Source organism: Sphingomonas sp. LHG3406-1 (assembly GCF_029637485.1).
Lineage (GTDB): Bacteria > Pseudomonadota > Alphaproteobacteria > Sphingomonadales > Sphingomonadaceae > Sphingomicrobium.
Genome location: NZ_CP069128.1, coordinates 729,962 through 753,183 on the forward strand (window position 1 = coordinate 729,962; position 23,222 = coordinate 753,183).

At 65.4% G+C, this 23,222-nt stretch carries 27 protein-coding genes and 1 tRNA gene; 8 read left to right on the forward strand and 20 right to left on the reverse strand.

Annotation, left to right across the window (positions count from 1 at the left end):
* Positions 1-11: 11 nt before the first annotated feature.
* The 4 genes from JOY29_RS03615 to JOY29_RS03630 all read right to left on the reverse strand — a co-directional run bounded on the left by JOY29_RS03615 (position 12) and on the right by JOY29_RS03630 (position 4,017).
* Positions 12-980: a GNAT family N-acetyltransferase gene (locus JOY29_RS03615; protein WP_300974835.1), complete on the reverse strand. Its 969-nt coding sequence runs from the start codon at positions 978-980 to the stop codon at positions 12-14.
* A complete protein-coding gene (locus JOY29_RS03620) occupies positions 959-1,618 on the reverse strand; it encodes a polysaccharide deacetylase family protein (protein WP_300974836.1) in 660 nt (219 codons plus the stop codon). The genes JOY29_RS03615 and JOY29_RS03620 overlap by 22 nt, the downstream gene beginning before the upstream one ends.
* 289 nt (positions 1,619-1,907) lie before the next feature.
* Positions 1,908-3,053, reverse strand: a complete 1,146-nt coding sequence (locus JOY29_RS03625) for a glycosyltransferase (RefSeq protein ID WP_300974837.1) — start codon at positions 3,051-3,053, stop codon at positions 1,908-1,910.
* Between the two features lie 10 nt (positions 3,054-3,063).
* Positions 3,064-4,017, reverse strand: coding sequence for a UDP-glucuronic acid decarboxylase family protein (locus JOY29_RS03630; RefSeq protein WP_300974838.1), 954 nt, complete (start codon positions 4,015-4,017; stop codon positions 3,064-3,066).
* A gap of 99 nt (positions 4,018-4,116) precedes the next feature.
* Between JOY29_RS03630 and JOY29_RS03635 the strand changes: the two genes are divergently transcribed.
* A complete protein-coding gene (locus JOY29_RS03635) occupies positions 4,117-5,337 on the forward strand; it encodes a glycosyltransferase (protein WP_300974839.1) in 1,221 nt (406 codons plus the stop codon).
* Here the strand turns inward: JOY29_RS03635 and JOY29_RS03640 are convergent.
* From JOY29_RS03640 to rfbA, 5 genes are read right to left on the reverse strand one after another with little or no spacing between them, the layout of a single operon-like run.
* On the reverse strand, positions 5,334-6,398 hold the full coding sequence (locus JOY29_RS03640; RefSeq protein ID WP_300974840.1) for a glycosyltransferase family 4 protein: 1,065 nt from the start codon (positions 6,396-6,398) through the stop codon (positions 5,334-5,336). The two genes, JOY29_RS03635 and JOY29_RS03640, sit on opposite strands and share 4 nt — an antisense overlap.
* Positions 6,398-7,285: a dTDP-4-dehydrorhamnose reductase gene (gene rfbD / locus JOY29_RS03645; RefSeq protein ID WP_300974841.1), complete on the reverse strand. Its 888-nt coding sequence runs from the start codon at positions 7,283-7,285 to the stop codon at positions 6,398-6,400. The genes JOY29_RS03640 and rfbD overlap by 1 nt, the downstream gene beginning before the upstream one ends.
* A complete protein-coding gene (gene rfbB, locus JOY29_RS03650) occupies positions 7,285-8,337 on the reverse strand; it encodes a dTDP-glucose 4,6-dehydratase (RefSeq protein ID WP_300974842.1) in 1,053 nt (350 codons plus the stop codon). Before rfbB ends, rfbD begins: the two co-directional genes overlap by 1 nt.
* A complete protein-coding gene (gene rfbC, locus JOY29_RS03655) occupies positions 8,334-8,885 on the reverse strand; it encodes a dTDP-4-dehydrorhamnose 3,5-epimerase (protein ID WP_300974843.1) in 552 nt (183 codons plus the stop codon). Before rfbC ends, rfbB begins: the two co-directional genes overlap by 4 nt.
* The gene (rfbA, locus tag JOY29_RS03660) at positions 8,878-9,756 is read right to left on the reverse strand and encodes a glucose-1-phosphate thymidylyltransferase RfbA (protein ID WP_300974844.1); all 879 of its coding nucleotides are present in this window, start codon (positions 9,754-9,756) and stop codon (positions 8,878-8,880) included. Before rfbA ends, rfbC begins: the two co-directional genes overlap by 8 nt.
* 117 nt (positions 9,757-9,873) lie before the next feature.
* Here rfbA and JOY29_RS03665 point away from each other — a divergent pair, with 117 nt between their 5' ends.
* The gene (locus JOY29_RS03665) at positions 9,874-10,953 is read left to right on the forward strand and encodes an EpsG family protein (RefSeq protein ID WP_300974845.1); all 1,080 of its coding nucleotides are present in this window, start codon (positions 9,874-9,876) and stop codon (positions 10,951-10,953) included.
* A gap of 10 nt (positions 10,954-10,963) precedes the next feature.
* Here the strand turns inward: JOY29_RS03665 and glmS are convergent, their stop codons facing one another.
* Positions 10,964-12,787, reverse strand: coding sequence for a glutamine--fructose-6-phosphate transaminase (isomerizing) (glmS, locus tag JOY29_RS03670; protein ID WP_300974846.1), 1,824 nt, complete (start codon positions 12,785-12,787; stop codon positions 10,964-10,966).
* Positions 12,788-12,915: 128 nt separating this feature from the next.
* On the opposite strand from glmS, the gene JOY29_RS03675 reads away from it, so the two are divergent.
* Together JOY29_RS03675 and JOY29_RS03680 are read left to right on the forward strand one after the other, a co-directional pair.
* Entirely contained in the window at positions 12,916-13,509 is a 594-nt protein-coding gene (locus tag JOY29_RS03675) for a hypothetical protein (protein ID WP_300974847.1), read from the forward strand.
* Positions 13,510-14,010 carry a DUF2846 domain-containing protein gene (locus tag JOY29_RS03680; protein WP_300974848.1) on the forward strand — a complete coding sequence of 167 codons (501 nt, stop codon included), beginning with the start codon at positions 13,510-13,512 and terminating at the stop codon, positions 14,008-14,010.
* 6 nt (positions 14,011-14,016) lie between these two features.
* Here JOY29_RS03680 and glmU read toward each other — a convergent pair whose 3' ends face one another.
* The 4 genes from glmU to phaR form a co-directional block, all read right to left on the reverse strand.
* On the reverse strand, positions 14,017-15,375 hold the full coding sequence (gene glmU / locus JOY29_RS03685; RefSeq protein ID WP_300974849.1) for a bifunctional UDP-N-acetylglucosamine diphosphorylase/glucosamine-1-phosphate N-acetyltransferase GlmU: 1,359 nt from the start codon (positions 15,373-15,375) through the stop codon (positions 14,017-14,019).
* Between the two features lie 88 nt (positions 15,376-15,463).
* The gene (locus JOY29_RS03690; protein ID WP_300974850.1) at positions 15,464-16,219 is read right to left on the reverse strand and encodes a hypothetical protein; all 756 of its coding nucleotides are present in this window, start codon (positions 16,217-16,219) and stop codon (positions 15,464-15,466) included.
* A 313-nt stretch (positions 16,220-16,532) separates the two neighbouring features.
* On the reverse strand, positions 16,533-16,955 hold the full coding sequence (locus tag JOY29_RS03695; protein WP_300974851.1) for a hypothetical protein: 423 nt from the start codon (positions 16,953-16,955) through the stop codon (positions 16,533-16,535).
* Between the two features lie 3 nt (positions 16,956-16,958).
* Positions 16,959-17,489 carry a polyhydroxyalkanoate synthesis repressor PhaR gene (gene phaR / locus JOY29_RS03700; RefSeq protein WP_300974852.1) on the reverse strand — a complete coding sequence of 177 codons (531 nt, stop codon included), beginning with the start codon at positions 17,487-17,489 and terminating at the stop codon, positions 16,959-16,961.
* Between the two features lie 98 nt (positions 17,490-17,587).
* On the opposite strand from phaR, the gene JOY29_RS03705 reads away from it, so the two are divergent.
* The 3 genes from JOY29_RS03705 to JOY29_RS03715 all read left to right on the forward strand — a co-directional run bounded on the left by JOY29_RS03705 (position 17,588) and on the right by JOY29_RS03715 (position 18,938).
* Complete coding sequence (locus JOY29_RS03705; protein WP_300974853.1) at positions 17,588-18,538, forward strand: alpha/beta fold hydrolase; 951 nt, start codon at positions 17,588-17,590, stop codon at positions 18,536-18,538.
* A gap of 12 nt (positions 18,539-18,550) precedes the next feature.
* Positions 18,551-18,627 (forward strand) — tRNA-Arg (locus JOY29_RS03710).
* Between the two features lie 113 nt (positions 18,628-18,740).
* On the forward strand, positions 18,741-18,938 hold the full coding sequence (locus tag JOY29_RS03715; RefSeq protein ID WP_300974854.1) for a hypothetical protein: 198 nt from the start codon (positions 18,741-18,743) through the stop codon (positions 18,936-18,938).
* Between the two features lie 276 nt (positions 18,939-19,214).
* On the opposite strand, the gene JOY29_RS03720 is transcribed toward JOY29_RS03715, so the two are convergent.
* Genes JOY29_RS03720 through JOY29_RS03745 form a run of 6 tightly spaced genes read right to left on the reverse strand, consistent with a single transcriptional unit; the run spans position 19,215 to position 21,519 of the window.
* Positions 19,215-19,592, reverse strand: a complete 378-nt coding sequence (locus JOY29_RS03720; RefSeq protein WP_300974855.1) for a hypothetical protein — start codon at positions 19,590-19,592, stop codon at positions 19,215-19,217.
* Complete coding sequence (locus tag JOY29_RS03725) at positions 19,589-19,729, reverse strand: hypothetical protein (protein ID WP_300974856.1); 141 nt, start codon at positions 19,727-19,729, stop codon at positions 19,589-19,591. The genes JOY29_RS03720 and JOY29_RS03725 overlap by 4 nt, the downstream gene beginning before the upstream one ends.
* Positions 19,714-20,019 (reverse strand): hypothetical protein, encoded by a 306-nt coding sequence (locus JOY29_RS03730; protein ID WP_300974857.1) that lies wholly within the window; start codon positions 20,017-20,019, stop codon positions 19,714-19,716. The genes JOY29_RS03725 and JOY29_RS03730 overlap by 16 nt, the downstream gene beginning before the upstream one ends.
* On the reverse strand, positions 20,016-20,381 hold the full coding sequence (locus JOY29_RS03735; protein WP_300974858.1) for a hypothetical protein: 366 nt from the start codon (positions 20,379-20,381) through the stop codon (positions 20,016-20,018). Before JOY29_RS03735 ends, JOY29_RS03730 begins: the two co-directional genes overlap by 4 nt.
* A complete protein-coding gene (locus JOY29_RS03740; protein WP_300974859.1) occupies positions 20,378-21,076 on the reverse strand; it encodes an N-acetylmuramidase domain-containing protein in 699 nt (232 codons plus the stop codon). The genes JOY29_RS03735 and JOY29_RS03740 overlap by 4 nt, the downstream gene beginning before the upstream one ends.
* The gene (locus JOY29_RS03745; protein ID WP_300974860.1) at positions 21,073-21,519 is read right to left on the reverse strand and encodes a hypothetical protein; all 447 of its coding nucleotides are present in this window, start codon (positions 21,517-21,519) and stop codon (positions 21,073-21,075) included. Before JOY29_RS03745 ends, JOY29_RS03740 begins: the two co-directional genes overlap by 4 nt.
* A 433-nt stretch (positions 21,520-21,952) precedes the next feature.
* Here JOY29_RS03745 and JOY29_RS03750 point away from each other — a divergent pair, with 433 nt between their 5' ends.
* Positions 21,953-23,140: a hypothetical protein gene (locus tag JOY29_RS03750; protein ID WP_300974861.1), complete on the forward strand. Its 1,188-nt coding sequence runs from the start codon at positions 21,953-21,955 to the stop codon at positions 23,138-23,140.
* The last annotated feature ends 82 nt before the right edge of the window (positions 23,141-23,222 follow it).

Here is a 23,222-nt window from a genome sequence, read left to right on the forward strand (position 1 = left end):
AAAGAGCTGAACTAATAGCTGTCGTGATCGAACGGGGTTATCGACCAACCTCTCTCTTCGTCCTTCCAAGGGCACTGCCCATACGTAATCAAGGGTAACTTATCCGACGCCGGGCCCTTGGAGAAGGGATTTCGCAAGAAGCCGTGTCTCGCCAGCAGCTTATGCAATGAGCTGCCCCGCTGACAGAACGTCAAGAGGCCCTTGCCGCGCCTCTTCTTCACCGATGCACGGAGCTCTGCCAGCAAATCACGGCCCGCGCCCGGGCTTGCTTCCCAAAAGTCGAACACGAAGGTGAAGTGGGGTCCGTCGAGTACGATGGCATACGCCTCGTCACTCAATAAAATGCGGTAACGGCGCAATGGATTCGCGAGGCGCCAAATCACAAATTCGGGTGATCTGAGAATGCCACGGTCAGAGACTTGATCGGCTGCAGCGACCAGCTGGTGAAGGCGTAGATCAGAACTTTCCGCTTCGAATGACCGTTGGCGACCAGCCTTGATCCACGAAACCGGCCAAGGTTCGAAGAGAAAAGGGACGTAAAAGGCGATCTTCCATCCCATCTTGAGGAAGCCTGGCGTCGAAGTTGGCCCGCCAAAGCCAAAAGCAAAGAAGCCGGGGTCGCTCCGCTGGGCGTCGGCGTACGTGGCTAGCGCAAGTCTCTGAAAGAGGCCGCGGCGTCGATGACCACTATGGGTCATGGTGTCGCAACTCTGATAGATTTTGCGTGGACCCGATGGCGTGCGGTACGTTTCTGGAATCATGCCGTAGAAGGCAGCTACTTCGCCCTGACTGGTCCGTGCGATGTTACCGATGGCAGGCCCAGATGGATTGGCGACATACTTCCATCGAAAGTAACCGGTGTCGACTTGGTCCCCAAAGGCATCGAGCATAATTGGTGCCAGTTCGTCGAACGTATCCGGTGTCAGAGCCTCGATTGCATACTCTCTGCCTATGTCGGTCACGCCGAGCGCCCCGTCCATCCACAAGCCCTCACTCTAAGCTCTGCGCGTGTCTCCCCATACATGGTGAATCGTCCCGGTTCCTGGTCGGTTGCGCGTGCGTGACGCTCGCCAGTTAGGAGAACATGTTTGAAGCCCTCAGCTCTAATCAGATTGGCAGTTCGCTCGTTCACTGATCCGTTAGGAACCGCGTAGATGTCCGTCATAACGCCAAGCCGCTCTTCAATCCACGACCGGCATCGTCGCGCATCATCCCGCACATAGTCGTCAGTTTCGAAGGCAAGGCTCGCATGCTCAAAGCTGTGAGCACCAATCTCGTGAACGCTGGCCGCATGCTTCCATTCCGCTTCCTTCATCATCGGCGTGGGCCAGAAATCATGATCTTCATTAATGGCCGGTAGTAACTCGTCCTGGATCTTCCTCTGCTCAGCCATGGAGCGGCTCTTGACGAAATTCGAAAGCCGTTGGCCAAGCGAAACTCTGTCTCCAGCAGGATCCAGTGATCCGAACCCTTCTACCTGCAGAGCCTTGAGACGTGCCTCGGAGGCTCTCCCGACATAATCCTGAAAATGGACGTTGATTGGTGGACGGCCAGTCTCGACAGCGCTGGGAATTAGGTTGTGGTTGCAGACGAGACCGTACTTCGCGAGCCGCGGCATGGCATGCTCGACGAAGTGAGATACCCGTCGTCAAAGGAAATGATGAGGGCAGGTCGCTCGCTCCTACGCCAGCTTGGGAGTTCGGCGAACCGCAACACATCGAAGCGGTCGCTTACAAACGCAAGTACGTCATCGAACAGATCAGGATCGAGCGGCGCATAAGCACTGCGATCATCCGGCGCCACGCGGTGGAAGTTCAGAATCGTGATCAGGTTCAGGCTATATAAGCGGTGAAGTCGCCGCCGTAGCAGAAGCGGCGACGCGAGGCCGCTGAATACAAGGCGCTTTATCAGCTTTCTGGACATTGCGACGATCTTAACGATGCTGGTTCGTCTGTCACTGCCCCCGTGAGAAGGTCGGCGTAGCGGCGGATGCTGTCCCTGCCTGAGACCACTTCGGCTCGGCCGCGCTGTCGCTCCGGATTGGCAGCTTCGCCGAGTGCTTCGACCATGGCGTCGGCCAGGGCCGCAGCGTCGCCGACCGGAACCAGTCTCCCGTAGCGACCACCATCGAGCAACTCGCGGGGACCACTGGTGCAGTCAGTGCTGACCACCTTGAGGCCGGCGTGCATGGCTTCCGCAAGCACCAGCGGAAGGCCCTCATAGTCGCTCGACAGCGCAAATAGATCGGCAGATGCAAGGAACGGCCAAGGCGAAAGGCGAAAGCCGGGGAAGATCACGCGGTCGGCAATGCCGAGTTCGGCGGCAAGTGCTTCGAGTTCTGGCTGGAGTTGGCCACGACCGAGGATCATCAGCTTGGCTGCTGGACACTTACCGACTAGCCGGGCGAAGGCTCGAAGAAGGAGGGCATGGTTCTTCTGCGCCTTCATTTGACCGACTGTAATCACCCTGCCGTCAGCGTCGCCCCACCATTCCTCCGCCTCCGGCGTGCTTGCGATCACTTCCGGCGGGCTGGTCGGATTGGTTATCACCTCGAACGACGAGCGCGGCAGTCTCGAGAGCCAGGCAATATCGTCGGCGGTCCCTGCCGCACAGGCGATACGGAAGTCGGCGCGAGGCCAAGCGAGGCGCGCCGTTGTCCGCAGAAGGGCGCGCTGACGCTTCCTCCGATATTGCTGTGAAAGCGCCGCCTGCTCGCTTACCATCAGCCGAGCTGTTGATCCTGCAAGCAAATGCGCGATTGGCGCTATGACGGTCGATGGCCACATGATTCCATGTAGTGCATCGGGCCGCTCCTTCTTCAGGTAACGGACCAGCGGCAGCAGGGTGGAGGCGAGGCGCGGCGCGCGCAACTCGAAGACCCTGACCTCCGGCGGCAGCAGTTCAAGCAGGGCACCACCGTGAAAGGCAAGAACGAGGTCAACCTGGTGGCCGCGGCTCACCAGTTCCTTCATCACACTAAGCTGGACGCGCTCCGCGCCGCCTCCTCCAAGGTCAGGAATGAAAACGGCGATACGCTGCCGCTTGCCAGCCATGGTCGTCAGCTCAGGTGAATTGCTTGAAGTAGGCGATGGTGCGCTCGAGGCCTTGCTCGAGCGGGACCGTCGGTTGCCAGCCGAGCGCCTTGCGTGCGAGGGCGATATCAGGCTGGCGCTGCTTGGGATCGTCGGCAGGGAGCGGCTGGCGGACGATGGTCGAACCGCTGCCGGTCAGGCGGATCGCCATCTCTGCCAATTCGAGGATCGTGAATTCGGACGGATTTCCGAGGTTCATCGGACCGGTCACCTCCGCCGGCGCCTTCATGAAGCGCAGAAAGCCTTCGATGAGATCGTCGACGAAGCAAAAGCTGCGGGTCTGTGAGCCATCGCCGTAGATGGTGATCGGTTCGCCCTTCAGCGCCTGCATGACGAAGTTGCTGACCACTCGCCCGTCGGCCGGATGCATGCGCGGCCCGTAGGTATTGAAGATGCGGGCCACCTTGATGTCCAGGCCATGCTGCCGGTGATAGTCGAAGAACAAGGTCTCGGCGCAGCGTTTGCCTTCGTCATAGCAGCTGCGCGGCCCGATCGGATTGACGTTGCCCCAATAGCCTTCCGGCTGGGGGTGGACGTGCGGATCGCCATAGACTTCGCTGGTGGAGGCCTGGAAGATGCGCGCACCCAGCCTCTTGGCGAGGCCGAGCATGTTGATCGCCCCGTGCACGCTGGTCTTGGTCGTTTGCACCGGGTCATGCTGATAGTGGATCGGGGAGGCCGGACAGGCGAGGTTCCAGATTTCGTCGACCTCGACGTATAGCGGCCAGGTCACGTCATGCCGCATGAACTCGAAATTGGGGTTCTTCGCCGCCTCGACGAGATTGTCTCTGGAGCCAGTGAAAAGATTGTCTACGCAAAGCACGTCATGCCCTTCGGCGAGCAGACGATCGATCAGATGCGAGCCGAGGAAGCCGGCGCCGCCGGTGACCATCACGCGTTTGCGGGAGTAATAGAGACGGGACAAGGTCGGCTTTCGTGAATGGCTGACGAGTGATTGGCCCGCCCTTGCCGCAGCATGTCGGGGCTGTCCAGCAATCCCCTGCTCGCCTAAGGCCCGCCGGCCATGGCCGCCATCCTCTACCTTTCCTACGACGGACTGACCGACCCTCTCGGACCCAGTCAGGTGCTCGCCTACCTGAAGGGACTATCTTCGCTCGGACATCGGATCAGCCTGATCACGTTCGAGAAGCCCGAGCGGTCGGCGGCTGAGCGCGAGGCGATGGCCTTGGAATGCCGCGATGCTGGGATCGACTGGCATCCGCAAGGCTACACCCGCAAGCCGCCGGTGCTTTCGACCTTGAAGGATCTCTTTCGGATGCGGAAGGTGGCCATCGACCTCCATCGCCGAACGCCGTTCGACATCGTTCACTGTCGCAGCTACCCGCCGGCGCTGGTTGGCCAGGCGGTGCAGCGCCACGGCGCCAGATTGCTGTTCGACATGCGTGGCTTCTGGGCCGACGAGCGCGTCGAGGGAGGCCTGTGGAAGCTCGACAATCCGCTGTTCGCCACCGTCTACCGCTTCTTCAAGCGCAAGGAAGCCCAGCTTCTTCGCACCTCCGACCACATCGTCAGCCTGACCGAAGCCGGAAGAGATCAGATCCTGGCGTGGCGTGGTGGCGATGACGGTCCGCCAGTCACGGTCATTCCCTGCTGCACCGATTTCGAAGCCTTTCCCCCCGTCACCTCAGGCGCAAGGTCAGAAGCCCGCGCGCTGCTCTCGATCCCCGATGAGGTCACCGTCGCGGCATATCTCGGTTCGATCGGCACTTGGTACATGCTGGACGAGATGCTCGACTGCTTCGCTGTACAGCTTGAGCGGGATCCGGGCGCCGTCCTGCTGTTCGTGACCCGCGATGCGCCAGGTCCGATCATCGGTGCCGCTCGCAAGAGGGGAATTTCAGAGGAAAGCCTGCGGATAAGGCCGGCCAGCAGGCAGGAGGTGCCAGCCTTCCTCGCGGCTGCCGACTACGGCCTGTTCTTTATCCGTCCGACCTTCTCCAAGCAGGCGAGTTCCCCCGTCAAGCTCGGCGAGCTGCTCGCACTTGAATTGCCGGTCCTGACCAATGCCGGGGTCGGCGACATGGACCGCATTATGGGCGAAGTGGGCGCCGGCGTGTCGATCGTCGAGATGGATCGCGACGGCTATGCGCGTGGCCTCGATGCGCTCAGCGCGCTGCGACCGGACATGGAGCGCTGGCGAGAAGCGCGCGCACACTGGTTCGACCTTGGCGAAGGGGTGCGACGCTACGACAGCATCTACCGCGCCCTTGGGGGCAGCGCCTAGCTCCGCGCGACCTCACGGAAGAGCTCGACGAGCCGCGGCGCCTGCGAGGCGAGCGAATATTCCGCGATCGCGATCCCGCGGCCGGCGGCTCCGAGGCGATTGCGCAGGCCTGCATCGCCGATCAGCCGCCGCAAACCCTGCTCCCACTCCGCCTCGCTCGCCGCGAGCATGCCGTTCACGCCGTCGCGGACGATGCTGCTGTTCACCCCCACGGGCGAGGCCATCACCGGCAGTCCGCAGGCCATATACTGGATCAACTTGAAGCCGCTCTTGCCACGCTCGAAGGAGCGGTCGAGCAGCGGCATGATCCCGATCGAGAAGCGCTGTACCTCGGCGATCTCCGTCGCCTCGCTCCACTCGATGAGGTCGAGCCCTTCGAAGCGGTCCGCCTCCGCCGCCGCTCCTGCACCGATGGCACGAACACGCGCTCCCGTCTCGCGATGGAGGCGGGCAAGCAATCCGAGCAGAGGGCGAACATTGGCCCAGGTGGTTGGGGAGCCGATCCATCCGATCATCGGAGGACCTTCGATCACCAAACCAGGAAGCCAGCGGTCGGTATCAACCACCGTCGGGACGACCAGGCTCCGCTCGCAGAAGCGGGCGGCATGATCGCGAAGGAAGGCATTGCCGCAGGTCACGGCGGCGGCGGCACTCAGCAGACGGTCGAACTTGCGCCCGAGAAAGCGCCGGACCGCCGCCCGGCCATGTTCCACATATGCGAGGTGAAAGGCATCGTCCCAATCGTAGATGACCGGAACGGCATCCGGCATGGCCGCCTGCTCGAATGCAGCGGGCAGATAGGGGAAGAGTTCGCCATAGACCCAGATGAGGTCGGGCCGTCGTGCTGCCACCAGGCTTGCAAGCCGGCGCGCGTAAGCGGCTGGAACCCGCCGGGCAGCGCCTCCGCCTCCATCCACCAGCCGCTTCATGTGGCCGTGGCCAAGCAGAGGATGCCATTCCACCTCGATCCCGGCTTCGGCCAGCGCCGGCAGATACTGAAGGAGGCGGTAACGGGTGCTGGCAGCGTCGGAATCGTACCGGGTGAAGGCAAGGACGCGCATCACCCCTCGTCCAGCAGCCTCGTGACGACCCGTGCCAGGCTCGGTCTCCACTCCGGCAAGCGCCAATCGAAGGTTTCCTCGAGCTTGCCCATGTCGAGCACCGACCAGGCCGGGCGACGGGCCGGCGTTGGGAAGTCGCTCGTGGCGATGGAGCGGATGGTGGCGGCGGGCGCTCCGTTGGCAGCGGCGACGCGCATCACGTCCGCGGCAACCTCGGCCCAGCTCGCCTCCCCTGCCCCCGCGGCATGGTAGGTCGCGCCCCACCCGCTCGAATCTCCGCCCAGGCGCCTTGCGGCGAGCGCAAGGATGAGGTCGGCAAGATCGAGCGCGTTGGTCGGCGAACCGCGCTGATCATCGACGACGCCGATCTCCTCACGGTCGCGGGCAAGGCGAAGCATGGTCTTCACGAAATTGGCGCCGAACGGCGAATAGACCCAGGCGGTACGCAAGATAAGGTGGTCGGGCTGAGCCGCGCGAACGAGCTCTTCGCCCTCCGCCTTGGTCCAGCCATAAGCGCCCAAGGGAGCGATCGGCTCGTCCTCCGTCATCGGCGCGCGTCCGGTGCCGCCGAAGACATAGTCGGTCGAGATGTGGATCAGCGGCGCACCGACCGCTGCAGCGGCCTCGGCGATCTCGCCAGCGGCCTCGGCATTGATGCGGCGGGCAAGGTCGGGCTCCTGCTCGGCCTTGTCGACGGCCGTGTAGGCGGCCGCGTTGACGACCAGCGCCGGTCGCGCCGCCTCGATCGCCGCTGCGGCCGACCCTGGCACGGAAAGGTCACAGTCCGGACGCGCGGCGAAGATCAGTTCCAGCGTCGAATGATCCGAAGCACGCTCGGCAAGGCTCCGGGCGACCTGGCCGTCGTGGCCGGTGACGAGGATTCGCATCAGCCGCGGCCGAGCCGCTCGCCGGCGTAGCGTGCCCGAAGCGGCCCCCACCACCATTCATTGTCGAGGTACCAGTCGACGGTGCGGGCAAGGCCTTCCTCGAAGCTGACCGAAGGAACCCAGCCGAGCTCGCGCTCGATTTTGGCACAGTCGATCGCGTAGCGGCGATCGTGGCCCGGGCGGTCGGTGACGAAGGTGACGAGCGCGCGCCGGGGCGTGCCGTCGGGCAGCGGCCGGCGCACGTCCAGCGCATCGCAGATCGCCTCGACCACCTGAAGATTGGTCCGCTCGGCGCGGCCACCGACATTGTAGCTTTCGCCGACCGCGCCCCGGGTCAGGACCGCCTCGAGCGCGGCGGCATGGTCCTCGACGAACAGCCAGTCGCGGACATTCTCGCCCTTGCCGTAGACCGGCAGCGGCTTGCCCTCGAGCGCATTGAGGATGACCAGCGGGATCAGCTTCTCGGGGAAGTGATAGGGACCGTAATTGTTCGAGCAGTTGGAAAGCACCACCGGCAGGCCGTAGGTGTGGTGCCAGGCCCGGACGAGATGATCGGACGCCGCCTTGCTTGCACTGTAGGGCGACGATGGCGCGTAGGGCGTCTCCTCGGTGAAGAAGCCGCTGTCGAACGGCAGGTCGCCGAACACCTCGTCGGTGGAAATGTGATGGAAGCGGAAGTTGTCGCGCTGCGCGCCCTCAAGGCTCCGCCAGTAATCGAGCACAGCCTGCAACAGCCGGTAAGTACCGAGGACATTGGTCTCGATGAAGACGCCCGGACCGTCGATCGAACGGTCGACGTGGCTCTCGGCGGCGAGATGCATCACCCCCTCGATCCGTTCCTCCCGGAGCAGCGCACCGACCATGGCCTGGTCGCCGATGTCACCTTCCACGAAGCGGTGGTTGGCTGCTTGCTCGACGTCGCGCAACGAGGCGCGGGTGCCGGAATAAGTGAGCTTGTCGAGCGTCACCACATGGTGGCCAGCTGCAACGAGCCGCCGAACGACCGCGCTGCCGATGAAGCCGGCGCCGCCGGTGACGAGGATGGCGCTCATGCAAACAGCTCCGCTTGGGCCAGCAGAGGTGCCGCCTGGTCCTTGGCCGACAGCAGCCACTGATCACGCGGCAGTGGCCATTCCACGCCGATTGCCGGATCGTCCGGGCGGATTCCTCGGTCATGGTCGGGGCTGTACGGGGCGGAGACCTTGTATTGTACCTCGCTCGAGTCCTCGAGGGCGAGGAAGCCGTGCGCGAAGCCGGCAGGCACGAACAGCTGGTTCCACTCGTCGGCCGACAGCAGCACCCCGGTCCACTGGCCGAAGGTGGGGCTCGACCGGCGGATATCCACCGCGACGTCGAACACCCTCCCCCGGCTGACCCGCACCAGCTTGGCCTGAGCGAAGGGCGGAAGTTGATAATGGAGGCCCCGCAGCACGCCGCCTGCCGAGCGGCTATGGTTGTCCTGCACGAACGCGGCCTCGATCCCGCACTCGGCGAAGCGGCTCACGCTCCATGTCTCCGAGAAGAAGCCGCGGTCATCGCCGATCCGGCGCGGCCTTACTTCGAGCACGCCGGGGAGCCCGGTCGGATGGACCTCAAGCAAGAGCCATCTCCTGGACCCGGCGACGCAAATAGGCGGCATAGGGTGTCTTGCCGAGCTGGTCGGCACGGGCGAGCACGGCCGCGGAGTCAAGCCAGCCCTGCTCGAGCCCAATCTCCTCGGGGCACATGACCTTCAGCCCCTGGCGATGCTCGATGGTGCGGACGAACGAGCCGGCATCATGCAGGCTCTCGTGCGTTCCGGTATCGAGCCACGCATAGCCGCGCCCGAGCCGCGTCACGTACAGATCGCCAAGCTCGAGGTAGGCGCGATTGACGTCGGTAATCTCGAGCTCGCCCCGCGGGCTGGGCTTGAGGTTGGCGGCGATATCCAGCACCCGGTTGTCGTAGAAGTAGAGCCCCGTCACCGCCCAGTGCGAGCGCGGCTCGGCCGGCTTCTCCTCGATGTCGGTGACCCGCCCCTCGGCATCGAAGGTGGCGACGCCGTAGCGTTCGGGGTCGTCGACCGAATAGACGAAGATCGTCGATCCACGAGAGCGCTCTGCGGCCGCCCGCGCAAGATCGCCAAGACCGGCTCCGTAGAAGATGTTGTCGCCAAGGACGAGCGCGACATTGTCTTCCCCGACGAAGTCGCGCCCGATGATGAAGGCCTCGGCCAGCCCGTTGGGCTCGGCCTGCGTGGCATAGGAGAGCCGGACGCCGAAGGCGCTGCCGTCGCCGAGCAGCCGCTGGAAGAGTGGAAGATCGTGCGGCGTCGAGATGAGCAATATGTCGCGGATCCCGGCCAGCATCAGCATGCCGAGCGGGTAATAGACCATCGGCTTGTCGTAGACGGGCAGCATTTGCTTGGAGACCGCGATGGTCGCAGGGAACAGGCGGGTCCCGCTCCCGCCCGCAAGAATAATACCCTTCACTGCCCCTCCCTGCTTCGCTACGCCGCGCGCCATGGACGCCCCGCCTCCCGATAGCAGAGACGTTCCCGCTTTCGAGCCCAAAGTTGCGCGCTCGGGCATTTTGACCGGAGTAACCGCTTGATCCCCTACTGGCTGCTCTGGGCCTACTTCTTCCTGGGCCTGATCCTGTCGCGGCCGGCGGCTGCGACCGCGGGCGGGTGGACCAGCCCCACGGCTCCTGCCCGTCCCGGACTTCCGCTGCTGGCGATCGTCGGGCTGATCGCGATGACGGTCATGATCGGCCTGCGCTACGATGTGGGAGCGGACTGGGATGCCTATGAACGAATGTTCGCCTGGTCGGGCCAAGCCTCGTTCGAACGGGTCATCGCCAGGGGCGACCCGGGATATTTCCTCCTCAACCTGATCGCCAACGAGCTTGGTGGCGGCGTCTGGCTGGTGAACCTTGCCTGCGCGTCGGCGACAGTGCTCGGTATCGCCGCGCTTGCCCGGCGCGAGCCCGAGCCGTGGCTCGCCGTGTTGCTCGCCATTCCCTATCTCGTGACCGTCGTGGCGATGGGCTACACCCGCCAGGCGGCGGCGCTGGGCTTCGTCATGATCGGGCTTGCCAGCCTGCTGCGGACCAACAGCGTCTTCCGGTTCATCCTCTGGCTCGCTCTCGCCGCGACCTTCCACAAGACGGCCATCGTGTGCCTTCCGCTGATCGCCTTCGCCGGCGAGCGCAATCGGGGCATCAACATCGCCCTGCTCGCCTCGGCAACGATCGGCCTCTACGTCGTCTTCCTGCGCGACAGCCTCGACAATCTGGTGAGCAGCTACATCGACCGCCGCTACAGCTCAGGGGGAGCGGCGATCCGCATCTCCATGTCGGTGGTGCCGGCTGTCATCTTCCTCCTGTTCCGCGGACGCCTGGGCTTCACCCGAACGGAGGGTCAGCTGTGGCGCAACTTCTCGCTTGTCTCGCTGATCGCGGCCGCAGCCCTGCTGCTGACCCCCTCGTCGACCGCTGTCGACCGGATCGCCCTTTACCTGCTTCCGCTCCAGTTCGTCGTTCTCGCCCGTGTGCCGGGCACCCTGCTCACCAGAGGCTTCGGCAAGGCGATCGTGGCCGGCTACAGCGGAGCGGTTCTGTTCACCTGGCTGACGTTCGCCACCCACGCGCAATATTGGCTGCCCTATCGCTGGTGGCTGGGAAGCTAGCAGCCCCGAATCATTCGACCGTGACGCTCTTGGCGAGGTTGCGGGGCTGGTCGACATCGGTGCCCTTCAGCACCGCCACATGATAGGCGAGCAGCTGCACCGGCACGGCATAGACGAGCGGTGCGATCAGCTCGTGTACCTGCGGCATCTCGATCGTGGCGAGGCAACCCTCGCCAGCTTCGGATATCCCCCGTGCATCACTGATGAGGATGATCTGGCCGCCGCGCGCACGAACTTCCTGCATGTTGCTGACGGTCTTGTCGAACAAGGGTCCGGACGGCGCCAGCACGATCACCGGCACGGCATCATCGATCAGGGCGATCGGCCCGTGCTTCATTTCCCCGGCCGCATAGCCTTCGGCGTGGATGTAGCTGATTTCCTTCAGCTTCAGCGCTCCTTCGAGCGCCATGGGGTAATCGGGTCCACGGCCAAGGTAGAGCACGTCGCGCGCCGGCACGATGAGGTGCGCCATCGCCGCAATGTCCTCGTCATGATCAAGGGCGCGGGTCATGGCCTCGGGCGCCTCGGCGAGGTGGGCGACGATCTCGCGCTCTTCCTCGGCGCTTAGCCGCCCGCGGGCGCGGGCAAGATTGACGGCGAGCGCCGCCAGCACGGCCAGCTGGCAGGTGAAGGCCTTGGTCGAAGCCACCCCGATCTCCGGCCCGGCGCGGGTCGGCAGGAGCAGGTCCGCCTCGCGCGCCATCGAGCTGGTAGGCACGTTGACGACGACGGCGATCTTTTGGTCCTGGGAGCGCGCATGGCGCAGCGCGGCCAGTGTGTCGGCGGTTTCGCCGGACTGGCTGATGAAGAGCGCAAGGCCGCCCGGCTCCAGAACGGGGTCGCGATAGCGAAATTCGCTCGCCACGTCGATATCGACGGGAATGCGAGCGAAGCGCTCGATCCAGTATTTACCGACCATACCGGCATAGAAGCTGGTGCCGCAGGCGACCATGGTGACCCGGTCGACCTCGGCGAAGTCGAAATCGGCGGCGGGGATCGCCACCTCGCCCTCGAAGGCCCGGACATAGCTTTGCAGCGTCTGCGCAACCACCACCGGCTGTTCGAAAATCTCCTTGCGCATGAAATGGGCGTGGTTGCCCTTGGAGATGGTCTCGGCGCTGGCGTCGCTCTCGACCACCGGCCGCTCGACGGCGCGATTGTCGCGATCGAAGATGCTGACCGAGTCCGGACGGACCACCACCCAGTCGCCCTCTTCCAGATAGGCGATGCTGCGGGTCCAGGGCGCGAGCGCGATCGCGTCGGATCCGAGGAAGTTCTCGGTTTCCCCGAAGCCGACCGTCAGCGGGGCACCCATTCGAGCGCCGATCACCAGCCCTTCATGGTCGCGGAACAGGAAGGCCATGGCGAAAGCGCCATGCAGCCGCGGAAGCACGGAAGCCACCGCCTCCTCAGGGCTTCGTCCGGCCTCGACTTCGCGTGCGACTAGGTGCGCGACCACCTCGCTGTCGGTCTCGCTGAGGAGCGTGCGACCGTCCGCGACGAGCTCGGCCCGGAGCGACTTGAAATTCTCGATGATGCCATTGTGCACCAGCGCCACAGGCCCGGCGATATGCGGGTGGGCATTGTTCTCGGTCGGCGCGCCGTGCGTGGCCCAACGGGTATGTGCGATGCCGGTGGTACCGGGGAGCGCCGCTTCCGCCAGCCGCCGCGCAAGATTGTCGAGCTTGCCCTCGGCACGCCGCCGTTCAAACCCGCCGTCGACGAGCGTGCAGATACCCGCGCTGTCGTAGCCGCGATATTCGAGCCGCTTCAGCCCTTCGAACAGGCGCTGCGCGACCGGCTGACGGCCGGCGATGGCGACGATTCCGCACATGATTGATCTGCTTCCCTCGGATGACTGCCGCCCCGCTAGCCGTCCTCGTTGGCAAGGCCAAGAGATTGCCTCTTTTCAACGGTGAAACGATCTGTAGGTTTGACGCCGAACCGGGGGGTTTGCTTGTGATGGTCCTGTTCCTCGTTGCGCTGCAGAGCGCATCGCCGGTGTCTGCAGCGCCGCCGGCACCGGCACCGCCTGACATCGTGGTGCCGGATGTATCGGCCAGCGCGTCAGCCATGGCTCAGCCGACGACGAGGCTGGTTCCGGGCGGATTACGGATCGACTTCGAGTTCATCGATCCCGTCAGCAGCAAGACGAATAGCTCCGGCGACCGGGTCAAGCTCCGGACCGTCGAGGATGTGCGAGGTTCGCAGGGCGAACTGCTGATCCCAAAGGGAAGTCTGTTCGTGGCCGAAGTCATCCAGGCCAGCCCTGCCCGGATGATGGGCAAGGCCGGAGAGCTGACGCTCGCTGCACGCGACCTGGACGTGCGCGGGTCACGTATCCCGATGAAGCGATTCCGTTTCGGGGCGAGCAGCGGCAAGGGCAATGATGGAGCTGCCTTCATGGCCACGGCCCTGGTCGGCCTGCCCGGCATGCTCATCTCCGGCGGCAACGTCACGATCGCTCCCGGCGCTCACGCCAACGCGGTGGTGGTGAGCGACACGGTCCTGAGCGGACACACGAACAGCTCGGCTTCTCAACAAGGGGGACAATGAATGCGTAAACTCGTGATTGCGGCAAGTCTGGTGATGCTTGCCAGCGTTCCGGCCGCTGCCGCATCGATGCAGGACAGCAAGCCTGTTGCGGCGGCGCCGACCATCGCGCCGCCGCCACCCGGCATGGGGCAGATCGTCTTCTATCGGTCGTCGGTCATGGGCGCGGCGATCAGCTGCCGGGTCCATGCGAATGGAGAGGTCGTCAACCGGCTCCCACCGGGCAAGTATTTCGTCCACCAGGCAGCGCCGGGGGTGCATGAGTTCTCGGTCAAGTCGGAAGCGACGGACAAGCTCAAGGTCAATGTCGAGGAAGGCGAGACGAGCTATGTCCGCTGCGCCATCTCCATGGGCTTCATGGTCGGGCGGCCCAACCTTTCGACCCAGACCCGCGAGGACTTCGACAAGCGCGGCAAGAGCCTGAAGCTGCAGCCGGCCTATGTCGCCAAGGAAGACAAGGACAAGGACGGAAACGAGGAGAAGAAGACCGCTGCCGCCAACTAGGCAGCGCTAGCGCTCTCCGGCGCCGCCCTTCTTAGCGCTCTGCCGCTCGCGGAAGTGCCGGGCCCAGCCGGAGAGCTGCTTCTGCTCAGCGCGGGTGACGCCGAGCGAGTCCTTCTCGACATCGCGCGTGACGACCGAACCTGCCCCGACGATCGCTCCGTCGCCGATCGTGACCGGAGCCACCAGCGAGCTGTTCGAGCCGATGAAGGCACCCGCGCCGATGCGCGTTGGATACTTGAAGAAGCCGTCGTAGTTGCAGGTGATGGTGCCGGCCCCGATGTTGGCCTTCGCACCCACGTCCGCATCGCCGATGTAGCTGAGGTGGTTGGCCTTGGCGCCAGCGCCGAGGCGGGCCTTCTTCACCTCGACGAAATTGCCGACCTTCGACTTCTCGCCCAACTCGGCGCCGGGACGAAGGCGTGCAAAGGGGCCCACTTCGGCTCCGGCGCCGACGCTTGCGCCCTCGAGATTTGAAAAGGCGCGGATGATCGCGCCGTCGGCAACGCTGACGCCAGGGCCGAAGAAGACACTCGGCTCGACCAGCACGTCGCGGCCAAGGATGGTGTCGGCACTGAACCAGACCGTCTCCGGATCGATGAGGGTAGCGCCATCGGCCATCGCGCGGGCGCGCCGGCGCTGCTGCCACGCGCGCTCGACGGCGGCGAGTTCGGCGCGGCTGTTGATGCCCGCCGTCTGCCACGGAGCACATTCGACCGCGACGCTGTGCCGTTCTTCCCCGGCTGCGACCATGACAATGTCGGGAAGGTAATATTCCCCAGCCGCATTGTCGTTGCCGACCTTCCCGAGCCAGCGGAACAGGTCCGCGGAGCCGACCGCCATCATGCCGCTGTTGCAAAGGCGGACGGCGCGGTCTTCCGGGCTGGCGTCCTTATATTCGACCATGCGGGCGATGCGATCGCCGTCGCCGAGAATGACCCGGCCATAGGCGGCAGGATCGTCGGGACAGGAGGCGAGCACGACCACGCCGGGCCGGTCATCCGCTTCGAGCCGGGCGCGCATGGCGGCGAGCGTGTCGGCCCCGATGCAGGGCGTGTCGCCATAGAGGATGAGGACAGTGCCTTCGAAGCCGCCAAGCGCCGCTTCGGCCTGCTGCACCGCATGGCCGGTGCCCTTCTGCTCCTCCTGCACGGCCAGCGTCAGGCCGTGGCCTGCCAGTGCATCCTCGAGCTGCTCCCGGCCCTTGCCGACCACGACGACCTTCCGCTCGGCCTCGAGGCCGTCGACGGTGGCGAGCAGGTGCAGCAGCATGGGCCGCCCGGCGATCGGGTGAAGGACCTTGTGCAGGTCGGAGCGCATGCGGGTGCCCTGCCCGGCAGCGAGGATGACGACGGCAAGCGGCTTCATGGAGCGAGGCTGTGGCAGAGGCTCGCCAAAAGAGAAAGGGCCTCCGCTCCGATGGAACGAAGGCCCTGCCCTTTCCTTGCGCGTGAGGTCAGCTGTTGCCGCCCTCGCCGCCCGAACCATTGCCGCCGCCGCCCGAAGGCTTGCGGCCACCGCCGCGACGTGCCGCCGTGCCCCGGCCAGTCGTCGAACGCGAGCGGGACTCCGTCCCGGTGCGACTCGCGGCAGCGCGCCGCGGCTTGGCGGTCGCCTTGGGCGTGCTGGCCTTTTCGCCGACCTCGCCCGACTTCTTGGCGCGGGTGCCGGAAGCGCTCTTGGTCGACTTGGCATCGGCCTTGGGCTTGGCCGCCGACGTGCGCTGGCCGGCGCTGCGCCTGGCGGTCGAAGCAGAACTGGACTTGGTACCGGCCGCACCGCCGCTCTTGGCGGAAGAGGAGCCCGACGAGGACGAGCTTCCGCCGCCGAGCACCTTTTGCGCCGCGTCGGCCACGGCATCGGCGATCAGCGAGCCGAGGCGGCTGACGCTGGCGGCCATCGCACTTGCCGCATTCGTCGCTCCATCAGCGGCGTCGAGACCCGCGTCGCGGATCTTGCGTCGCACCGACGGGCTCGCGCTGATCGCCGCGGCTGCGGCGGCAAGGCCGGCGGCAAGCATTTCCTTGCTCATCGCCGCCTTGGCGAGCTTGTCGAACGTCTCGTTGAGGCTGGCCGAATCGTCGGCACCGCCACTGCTCTCATCCTTGCTGGCGCCTGCGCCGGCACTGGTCGCACCGAGCGCATCGTCCTGACTGGTGAAGCTGCTGTTGCCGCCCTGATTGTTCGACTTGGAGGTCTTGGCCCTGGCCACGAATATTCTCCCCGTTGGAAAAGCGTTGCCGGAATAGACGATGCAGCGCCGCAACGGTTCCGGCAAGCCCACCTTCGCCAGACACGTAAAAGGGACCGTCGCTCACCAGCGACGGCCCCTTCGACATGGTCAGCGGCCGGAGAGCTCCAGCCCGGGAGACCATTAGCGCAAGCTTGTCAGCCCCGCGTCTCCCGAACGAACTTCACCGTGCCTCCAGCTGAACCATGAGACATCGGATCACCTCCTTTCGCTGCGTTGTTGGTAGGTCCGAGAATGCGCGAAGATCAGCTTCGTTCAAGTCTTGTAATGATCGTCATTGTCGGCAATCCTCGATGGCTCGCGCCGGCTCGGCCGCCGACCGCAGGATCAGCGGCAAGGTCCCCTGAACATCCACCCACAAGCGCCCGCGCGTAAAGGCGATTGCGTCCAGCAAGGGATCGCTCGCAAGCAGCATGTTGCCCGGCGGAAGCGCACGCTCGCTGCTCGTGGTGGCAATGCGAATCGGGGCAGCGGGGCCGCCCCCGGTGCGTGAGAAACTCACCCGCCGCGTGGCTCGCGTACAACGGATGACGAGCTGAGGTCCGCGCGAATCGGAGAAAATCGCTTCGCTCGCATCGGGCGCATTTCGCCAAGTCCAGGTGCCGGCGTTCGTGGGTCGAGCCCGCCAGTCTGCGGGAGCGACGGGAGGCGCAGCGGCAACAATGGCCTGCAGCGAGGCAAGAATCAGGTAAAGCATGGATCAGCGAACGAGCTTGTCGACTTTGGCGCGCAGGGCGTCGAGCTCAGCCTTGAGGGCGGCAACCTCGTCCTTGCTGCCGGCGACCTCGGATGCACGAGGCGCAGTCCCGCCCGTGAAGGCCTTTGCTCCCTGTTCGAAGAGGGCCATCTGCCGCTTGGCGAGATCGGCAAAGAGATTGCTTCCGAAGGCATCCTTGAAGGCGGCCTGGTTCTTGGAAAAGCTCTGCATCGCGGCATCCAGATATCCGGGGACCATGGTCTGCATGCTATTGCCATAGAGCGCGATCAGCTGGCGAAGGAAGCTTGCGGGCAGCATGGTTGCGCCGCCCCGTGCCTCTTCCTCGACGATGATCTGGGTGAGGGCCTGATGGGTGATGTCCTCACCGGTCTTGGCGTCGACCACGACGAAGTCGCGACCTTCCCGGATCATCTGTGCCAGCCGATCGAGCGTGACGTAGGTCGAGCTCTCGGTGTCGTAGAGACGGCGGTTGGCATATTTCTTGATCGTGATCTTGTCGGAAGCGGCAGTCATGGGGCAGTCCTCGCGAAGTGGGCCAAGACCTAGCACCGCCGTCTGCCGCACCGCAACAAACGCGCGGTCCACGGCCGCTGCCTCTCTTTTTGGAGCTGGTGCGCCAGACCGCGTTACGATCGCCTGAATCGGCCCGTGCGGCGCTCGATGGCCTCAGGCGCTACCAGAGCAGCGAAATGGCAAGCGCAATCAACGAGCGCCCGATCGTCGATGCGGCCGGCTCGACTTCGTTGCGCGACTGCGGAGGAAGCGGGCGAACGATCGTGCTGGTGCCCTCGCTCATCAACCCGCCGGGCATTCTCGACCTTGATCCTGCCTCGTCGCTCGCCGAAGCCCTGGCGACGAAGCGCCGGGTGCTGCTGCTCGACTGGGGCCAGGCAGCAGGCCGGCGCACGCTCGACCTCGATGGTCATGTGGCGGAGCGGCTGATGCCCCTCATCGCGCGGCAGGGCCCTGTCACGCTGGTCGGCTATTGCCTTGGCGGAACGCTTGCGCTGGCCGCGGCCGGACGAAGTACAAGCGTCGAAGCAGTGGTGACCCTTGCCTCGCCTTGGGACTTCCATGCCTATCCGGCCGAAGCGCGCGAGCGGCTGCTGCGGATCTGGGAGGCGAGCGCGCCGGCTGCGACCGCCCTTGGTTCGCTGCCGATGGAGGTGCTGCAGGTCGCCTTCTGGCAGATCGATCCTGAGCGGATCGTCGCCAAGTTCGCCCGTTTCGCTTCGATGGCGGACGGATCGGTCGAAGCGCGGCGGTTCGTGGCGCTTGAGGATTGGGCGAATGGCGGCGAGCCCCTGCCTCTTCCGGCCGCGCAACAGCTAGTGGAAGGCTTGTTCTGCGGTGGCGTCGCGCCTTGGTCCCTCCCCTCATGCCCAATGCTGCACGTCACGGCGGCAGCGGATCGCATCGTTCCGGCGGCGACGGTCGCCACGCGAGGCGAACAACTGTCGTCCGCATCGGGTCATGTCGGCATGGTAGTCGGTCGCGATGCGCCAACCAAGTTGCACGCACCTATGCTGTCATGGCTTGAAGGCGCCGGAAGGGGCGGCTAGGGCGACCGGCAGGCACCCGTAGCTCAGCTGGATAGAGCGCTGCCCTCCGAAGGCAGAGGCCACAGGTTCGAATCCTGTCGGGTGCGCCATGATTTTCTAAGTAGTTACGACCATTTTCGCCACGCCCCGAAAATGGTCTGTCCGTGCTTCCGTCCGCGCTACCCTCTTTTGTTCCCGGTGCGTTCGCGGCTATTCGGCGCCCATGAGCACCCTCCAAGCCACCGGCCCTTCGATCCTCCGCATCGGCTTCGACCCCGCCGCCTTCGCCAAGCTCCTCCCCGACCAGCAGCAGGAGTTCGTCCGCTGGTACGTCGCGCGGGTGCTGAAGGGCGAGACAAGCGCGGTTGAGGAGTGGGAGCGATTGGGGTTGAAGGTCGATCTGCGACCCTGGCAGCGCTGACCCCTTCCCCTGTAGGATTTCCCAACATATCCTTCCCCCCAGCCCTGCTCGGGGGTCAGGGGCCGGGTCGAGCGCTATGTGCCAGGTGCGCTCCCCGGTGCCCGCACCGCCGAAGGGCACGTCACCTTGGCGCCGCGCTCCTGATGCCAACGACAGACCCGCGCGAGGGACTGCCGGCAGGCCTCACCCGCCTCCCGCACCGCCACGTCGAACGCGAGCCCGGTCGGGTCACGCTGGAGCAGCGCCATCACATCGGGCTCGGCAGGACAGGCGAGGTCAGCAGTCGGCGGGTGGCTTGCCGTCGCGACGGGCGGCTTGCTGCCGAGACACGCACTCATAGTAAGCAGCGCGGGGATCAGCGCCAGTCGAGCGAGCTTCTTCGATTGCATCGGTGATCTCCGTTCGTTCGGTGTGGGCGCGGGCATCGTCAACCCGGCGCTGGTCGGCCGCCCTCGTGTCGGCCTTGCGGTCGGCTTCGGCGGTGGCGGCGCGCTCGTTCGCGGTGTGGTTCCGGATGACGCTTCGGTCGTAGCTGCATTTCCCGATGCCGAGCGCGGCGATGAGCAGGACGACCGCCAGCCCGATCAGGACCGGCTTGGCGAAGCGCGCGGGGATGCCGGCCTTGACGACCAGCGCGACGAGGGCGGCGATCATGCTGCCCGCACCCGGTAGGTCGTGGACGGATTAGCCTCGGCGAACGCCTTGGACACATAGCGGCCCGTCACGCTCGAGCGGTAAAGCCAGCGCTTGCGGCGGAAGGCGTCGACGACTTTCTTCAGAAGGCTATCCATGCTTCTTCTCCTGAGTTCTTGAGCGCCTGGAGCCAGCGCTGGACGTGAAGGACCGCGGCCTCCTCGAGGCCGGCGATCGCGCGGCGCTCCGGCGAAAGTTCGACGCCTTGCGCCATGAGGAGCGAGAAGCTGGTCGAGCCCATCCACTGGCACAGCTCGGCGTGAAGCCCGTCGTGCGCCGTGTTCATCTCGGCCACCGAGCAGCCCATCCATCGAGCCATGTCGCGCTGGTGATCCTCGAAAGACTGGCCAGGCAGGCGAACCGGCTGGCCGACGGCGTGGTAAGTCATGGCCTCCCTCCTGCAATCTCCTCGGCTTTCTCCGCTGCAGCACTGGCGACGGCTTGGGCAGCCGCAGGCGCGTCCTCCCCGCCGCTCGCCTCGAACCCGTCCTTGCCGAGCTTCAGCGTTCGCTTGTTGATGGCGAGGCCGTAGCTGGCGAGGGTGATGCCGCTGATCGACAGGATGAGGATGAGCGCGAGGCCCAGCTTGTCGATGCGGGCGATCTCGGTCCCGGCGGCCCACGGCCCCTTCCATAGGATCCACGTCACCCAGACGGCGAAGAGGGTCATGGCGATGCCGCCGCCGATCGAGGCGACGAGGGCGATAAGGGCGCGAAGGTCACGCGCGGCGAGGGAGCGCAACCAAGTCACCGCGGCGACCCCATCGCGTCGGCCAGCTTCTCATGGTAGCGGAAGTTCGCATAGCTCGGGCCGTTGTAGCCCTTAGCGAAGGGCCGGCAGTCGGCGGGATTGGTCGACAGGCTCCGCAGCGCGCCCCTCAGTCCAGCCGCTTCGATGTAGCGGGACAGCAGCTCATAATGCGCCGCCTCCCCCGTGACGGTGGAATAGGCAAGTTCGAGCGGCGAGGAATAACCGAGGTCGAGGAAGCGGGCATAGCGAGGCGTTCCGGCGTGGGCGCCGAGCACCTGGAACCGGCCCCAGGAGACGGATGCGAAGGCAGCCAACGGGTTGAGGCAGGCGGCCCGGGCCAGCTTGTCCCAGCTGTCTTCGTTATAGCCGCCGCCTTTGGGATTGCTGAAGTCGTCCAGCCCATGCTCGCCGCTGGTGAAGCGGTGAAACAGGTGGCGCTCGAACAGGATCATGGGCCGGCCCTGTGCGTCATAGGCCGTGCCGCCGCTTTCGACCTTGGCGACCGCGCGAAGCTGGCGCGTAGCGCAACCGAGGCGAAGGGCGATGGCGGAGACGTCCTCGTCGGTCACGGCTGGAGCGCAGGTGTTGACGAAAGCGTTGACGAGCGCGGCCCTGGTCTGCGGCCCGGGATCGCCGTCGACCGCGATCGGTTGGCCCTTCTCGACGAGCCACTGCTGGAGGTCGCGCGGGTTCACTGCCCCTCCTCCGGCGGCTCGGAAGCCACGATCTTCGCCGCCGCGATCAGGCCCTTCTCTTCGGCTTCGGCGAGCTGTTGCCGCTTCCGCATGCTGTTGATCTTCTCGACATGCTGCGCGGCCTTCTCCGGCGCGGCCTGAAGGAGGAGGAGCAGCGAATCGAGGCAGGCGGTGAGGTTGTTGATGCGGTGCCGGTCCAGCGCCCGCTCCGCGTCGTGGATGCTCTGCTGCTGCTTCAGCGCTGCCTCCAGCTTGTCGACCCGCTCGGTAAGGCTGGCTTCGCGCTGACTGAGTTGCTCGATGAGCTTGTCGGAAGCCTCGGTCGCCTGCTTGCGCCAAGGCCCGATCTGCCTGATGAGGATGACTGCCAGCAGCAGAACGACGGTCCAGATGCCGCCGGTCTGCACCTTGTCGAGCATCAGCGGAGTGAGGAGCCCCGTCACCGCCCCACCTTGGAACGCGCAGGGCACAGGGTTGGGAAAGCTGCCATGCTTTCTCCTTGGGTTGGTAGCGGGTCGGCTTGAATCGCAGGGGCGGATTGACCGCAGCCCGGCAGTGCGGGACTAGGCGGTCATGAGATGGGTGCGGCGGCGAGTCCGATGGGAAATCAAGAAGTGGTCGCGGCGAGACTGGCCCTTCGCGCTGGCGTGTCTGGCGCTGGTCCTGCTTGCGATTGCGGCCTTCCGCTACCTGCCGGTGCCTCGGTAAGAACGAATGTCGCTCCTGTCGCGCGTGTCTTGGGCAGGCTGGGTATTCGCCGCCGCAGCCGGACTTACCGCCATTCTCATGGCCCTAAATGCCCTGCTCTTGTTGGTCCCTCAGGAGCGATATCGCGAGGTCGCCAGAGAGGCTGTTTCATCGGGCGCGCTCCCCAGGGTGACGATCCCGATCGGCCAAGAGTTCGCCTCGCCACGCTACAACCACAATGATTGCCTGATCGTCTCCATGCTCCTGCTGAAGCGGAGTGCGATCTCGCCAAGCAGGGCGGCGACACCCGCGCCCGAGCACAATCCCATGTGCCGCAACATGGTCGGGTCCATCGACAATCCCGACGCGCCTCAGACGCCCTACCATCGCTATGTCCACGGCTACTGGACCTTGGCGGGCCTCCTTCTTGCAATCCTTCCGTTCGGCGCCGCCACCATGCTGCTCTATGGGGTCGCCGTTGCGCTCTGTGTCGCGCTGATGGCGAGCCGCAACCCGCCGTTCGTGGCGCTCGGTGCCGGTGCCCTGTGCTTTACCGGGCTGCATTCTTTCGGCTGGTCCCTGTCCTTCGCGCCCGCCGACATCTCGATCCTTGCGGCGCTTCTCTACTGGAGCCGCCGCCCGCTCAGCGAGGGTAGCGGCGCCGTGCTGGGTGCGCTGGTCGCCGCCTTCGAGTTCCTCACGGGCGCCCTGCCCGTCGCGACGGCGCTGATCCTTGCAGTCGGCGCCTTCCAGCGACGGTCGCCCATCCGCCCGTTGCTCGCCTTCGGCATGGCGTTCCTTCTGATGTTTGCCCTGAAGGCGGCCATAGTGGCGCTGGGCGCTGGACCCGCAGAGGTTGCAGCGGCGGGCGGCAAGCTCAGCGACTGGGTAGCGACCGGCAACTGGGCTCTGGACCCGGCCAGCGCCGCCAAGATCGGCATCAGCGCGGAGACGGTGCAGCAGTCGCGCCTGCTCTCGTTTGCGTTCGAGGTCGAGCTGACCCTCTACACCGACCCCACCGTCAAGTGGGGGGGCATGGAAGTCGGCGGGATCCGGATCAGCCACCTGTCGCACATCGAGCGCGGCGAGCAACTGGCGCTGACCGCGACCAAGGGCAGCCGCAAACCTCACAGGGTCATGCCGCTGGTGATGGAGCAGCACCAAGCCGCCCCCACCCCGCCGGCCGAAGACACCCGCGCCGAATATGAGACCTGGGCGAACGACTTCCTCAACCGCGTGAATCGCGCCGACAGCGTCGAGAAGGTCCGCGCGCTCTTCGCCCGCGCCGAAGAGACGATCGGCTGGCTGAAGGCCAACCACCCCGACCTCGCCGACGCGATCGACACGAAGCGGCCGCAGGAAGAGGGCGCGGAGTGAGGTCCGACTGGGCGCGCGATGCCCATGCCCTCATCGCGGAGGTTGTTGGCGCCTTTCCGCAGACACGGACTTTTATAGACGC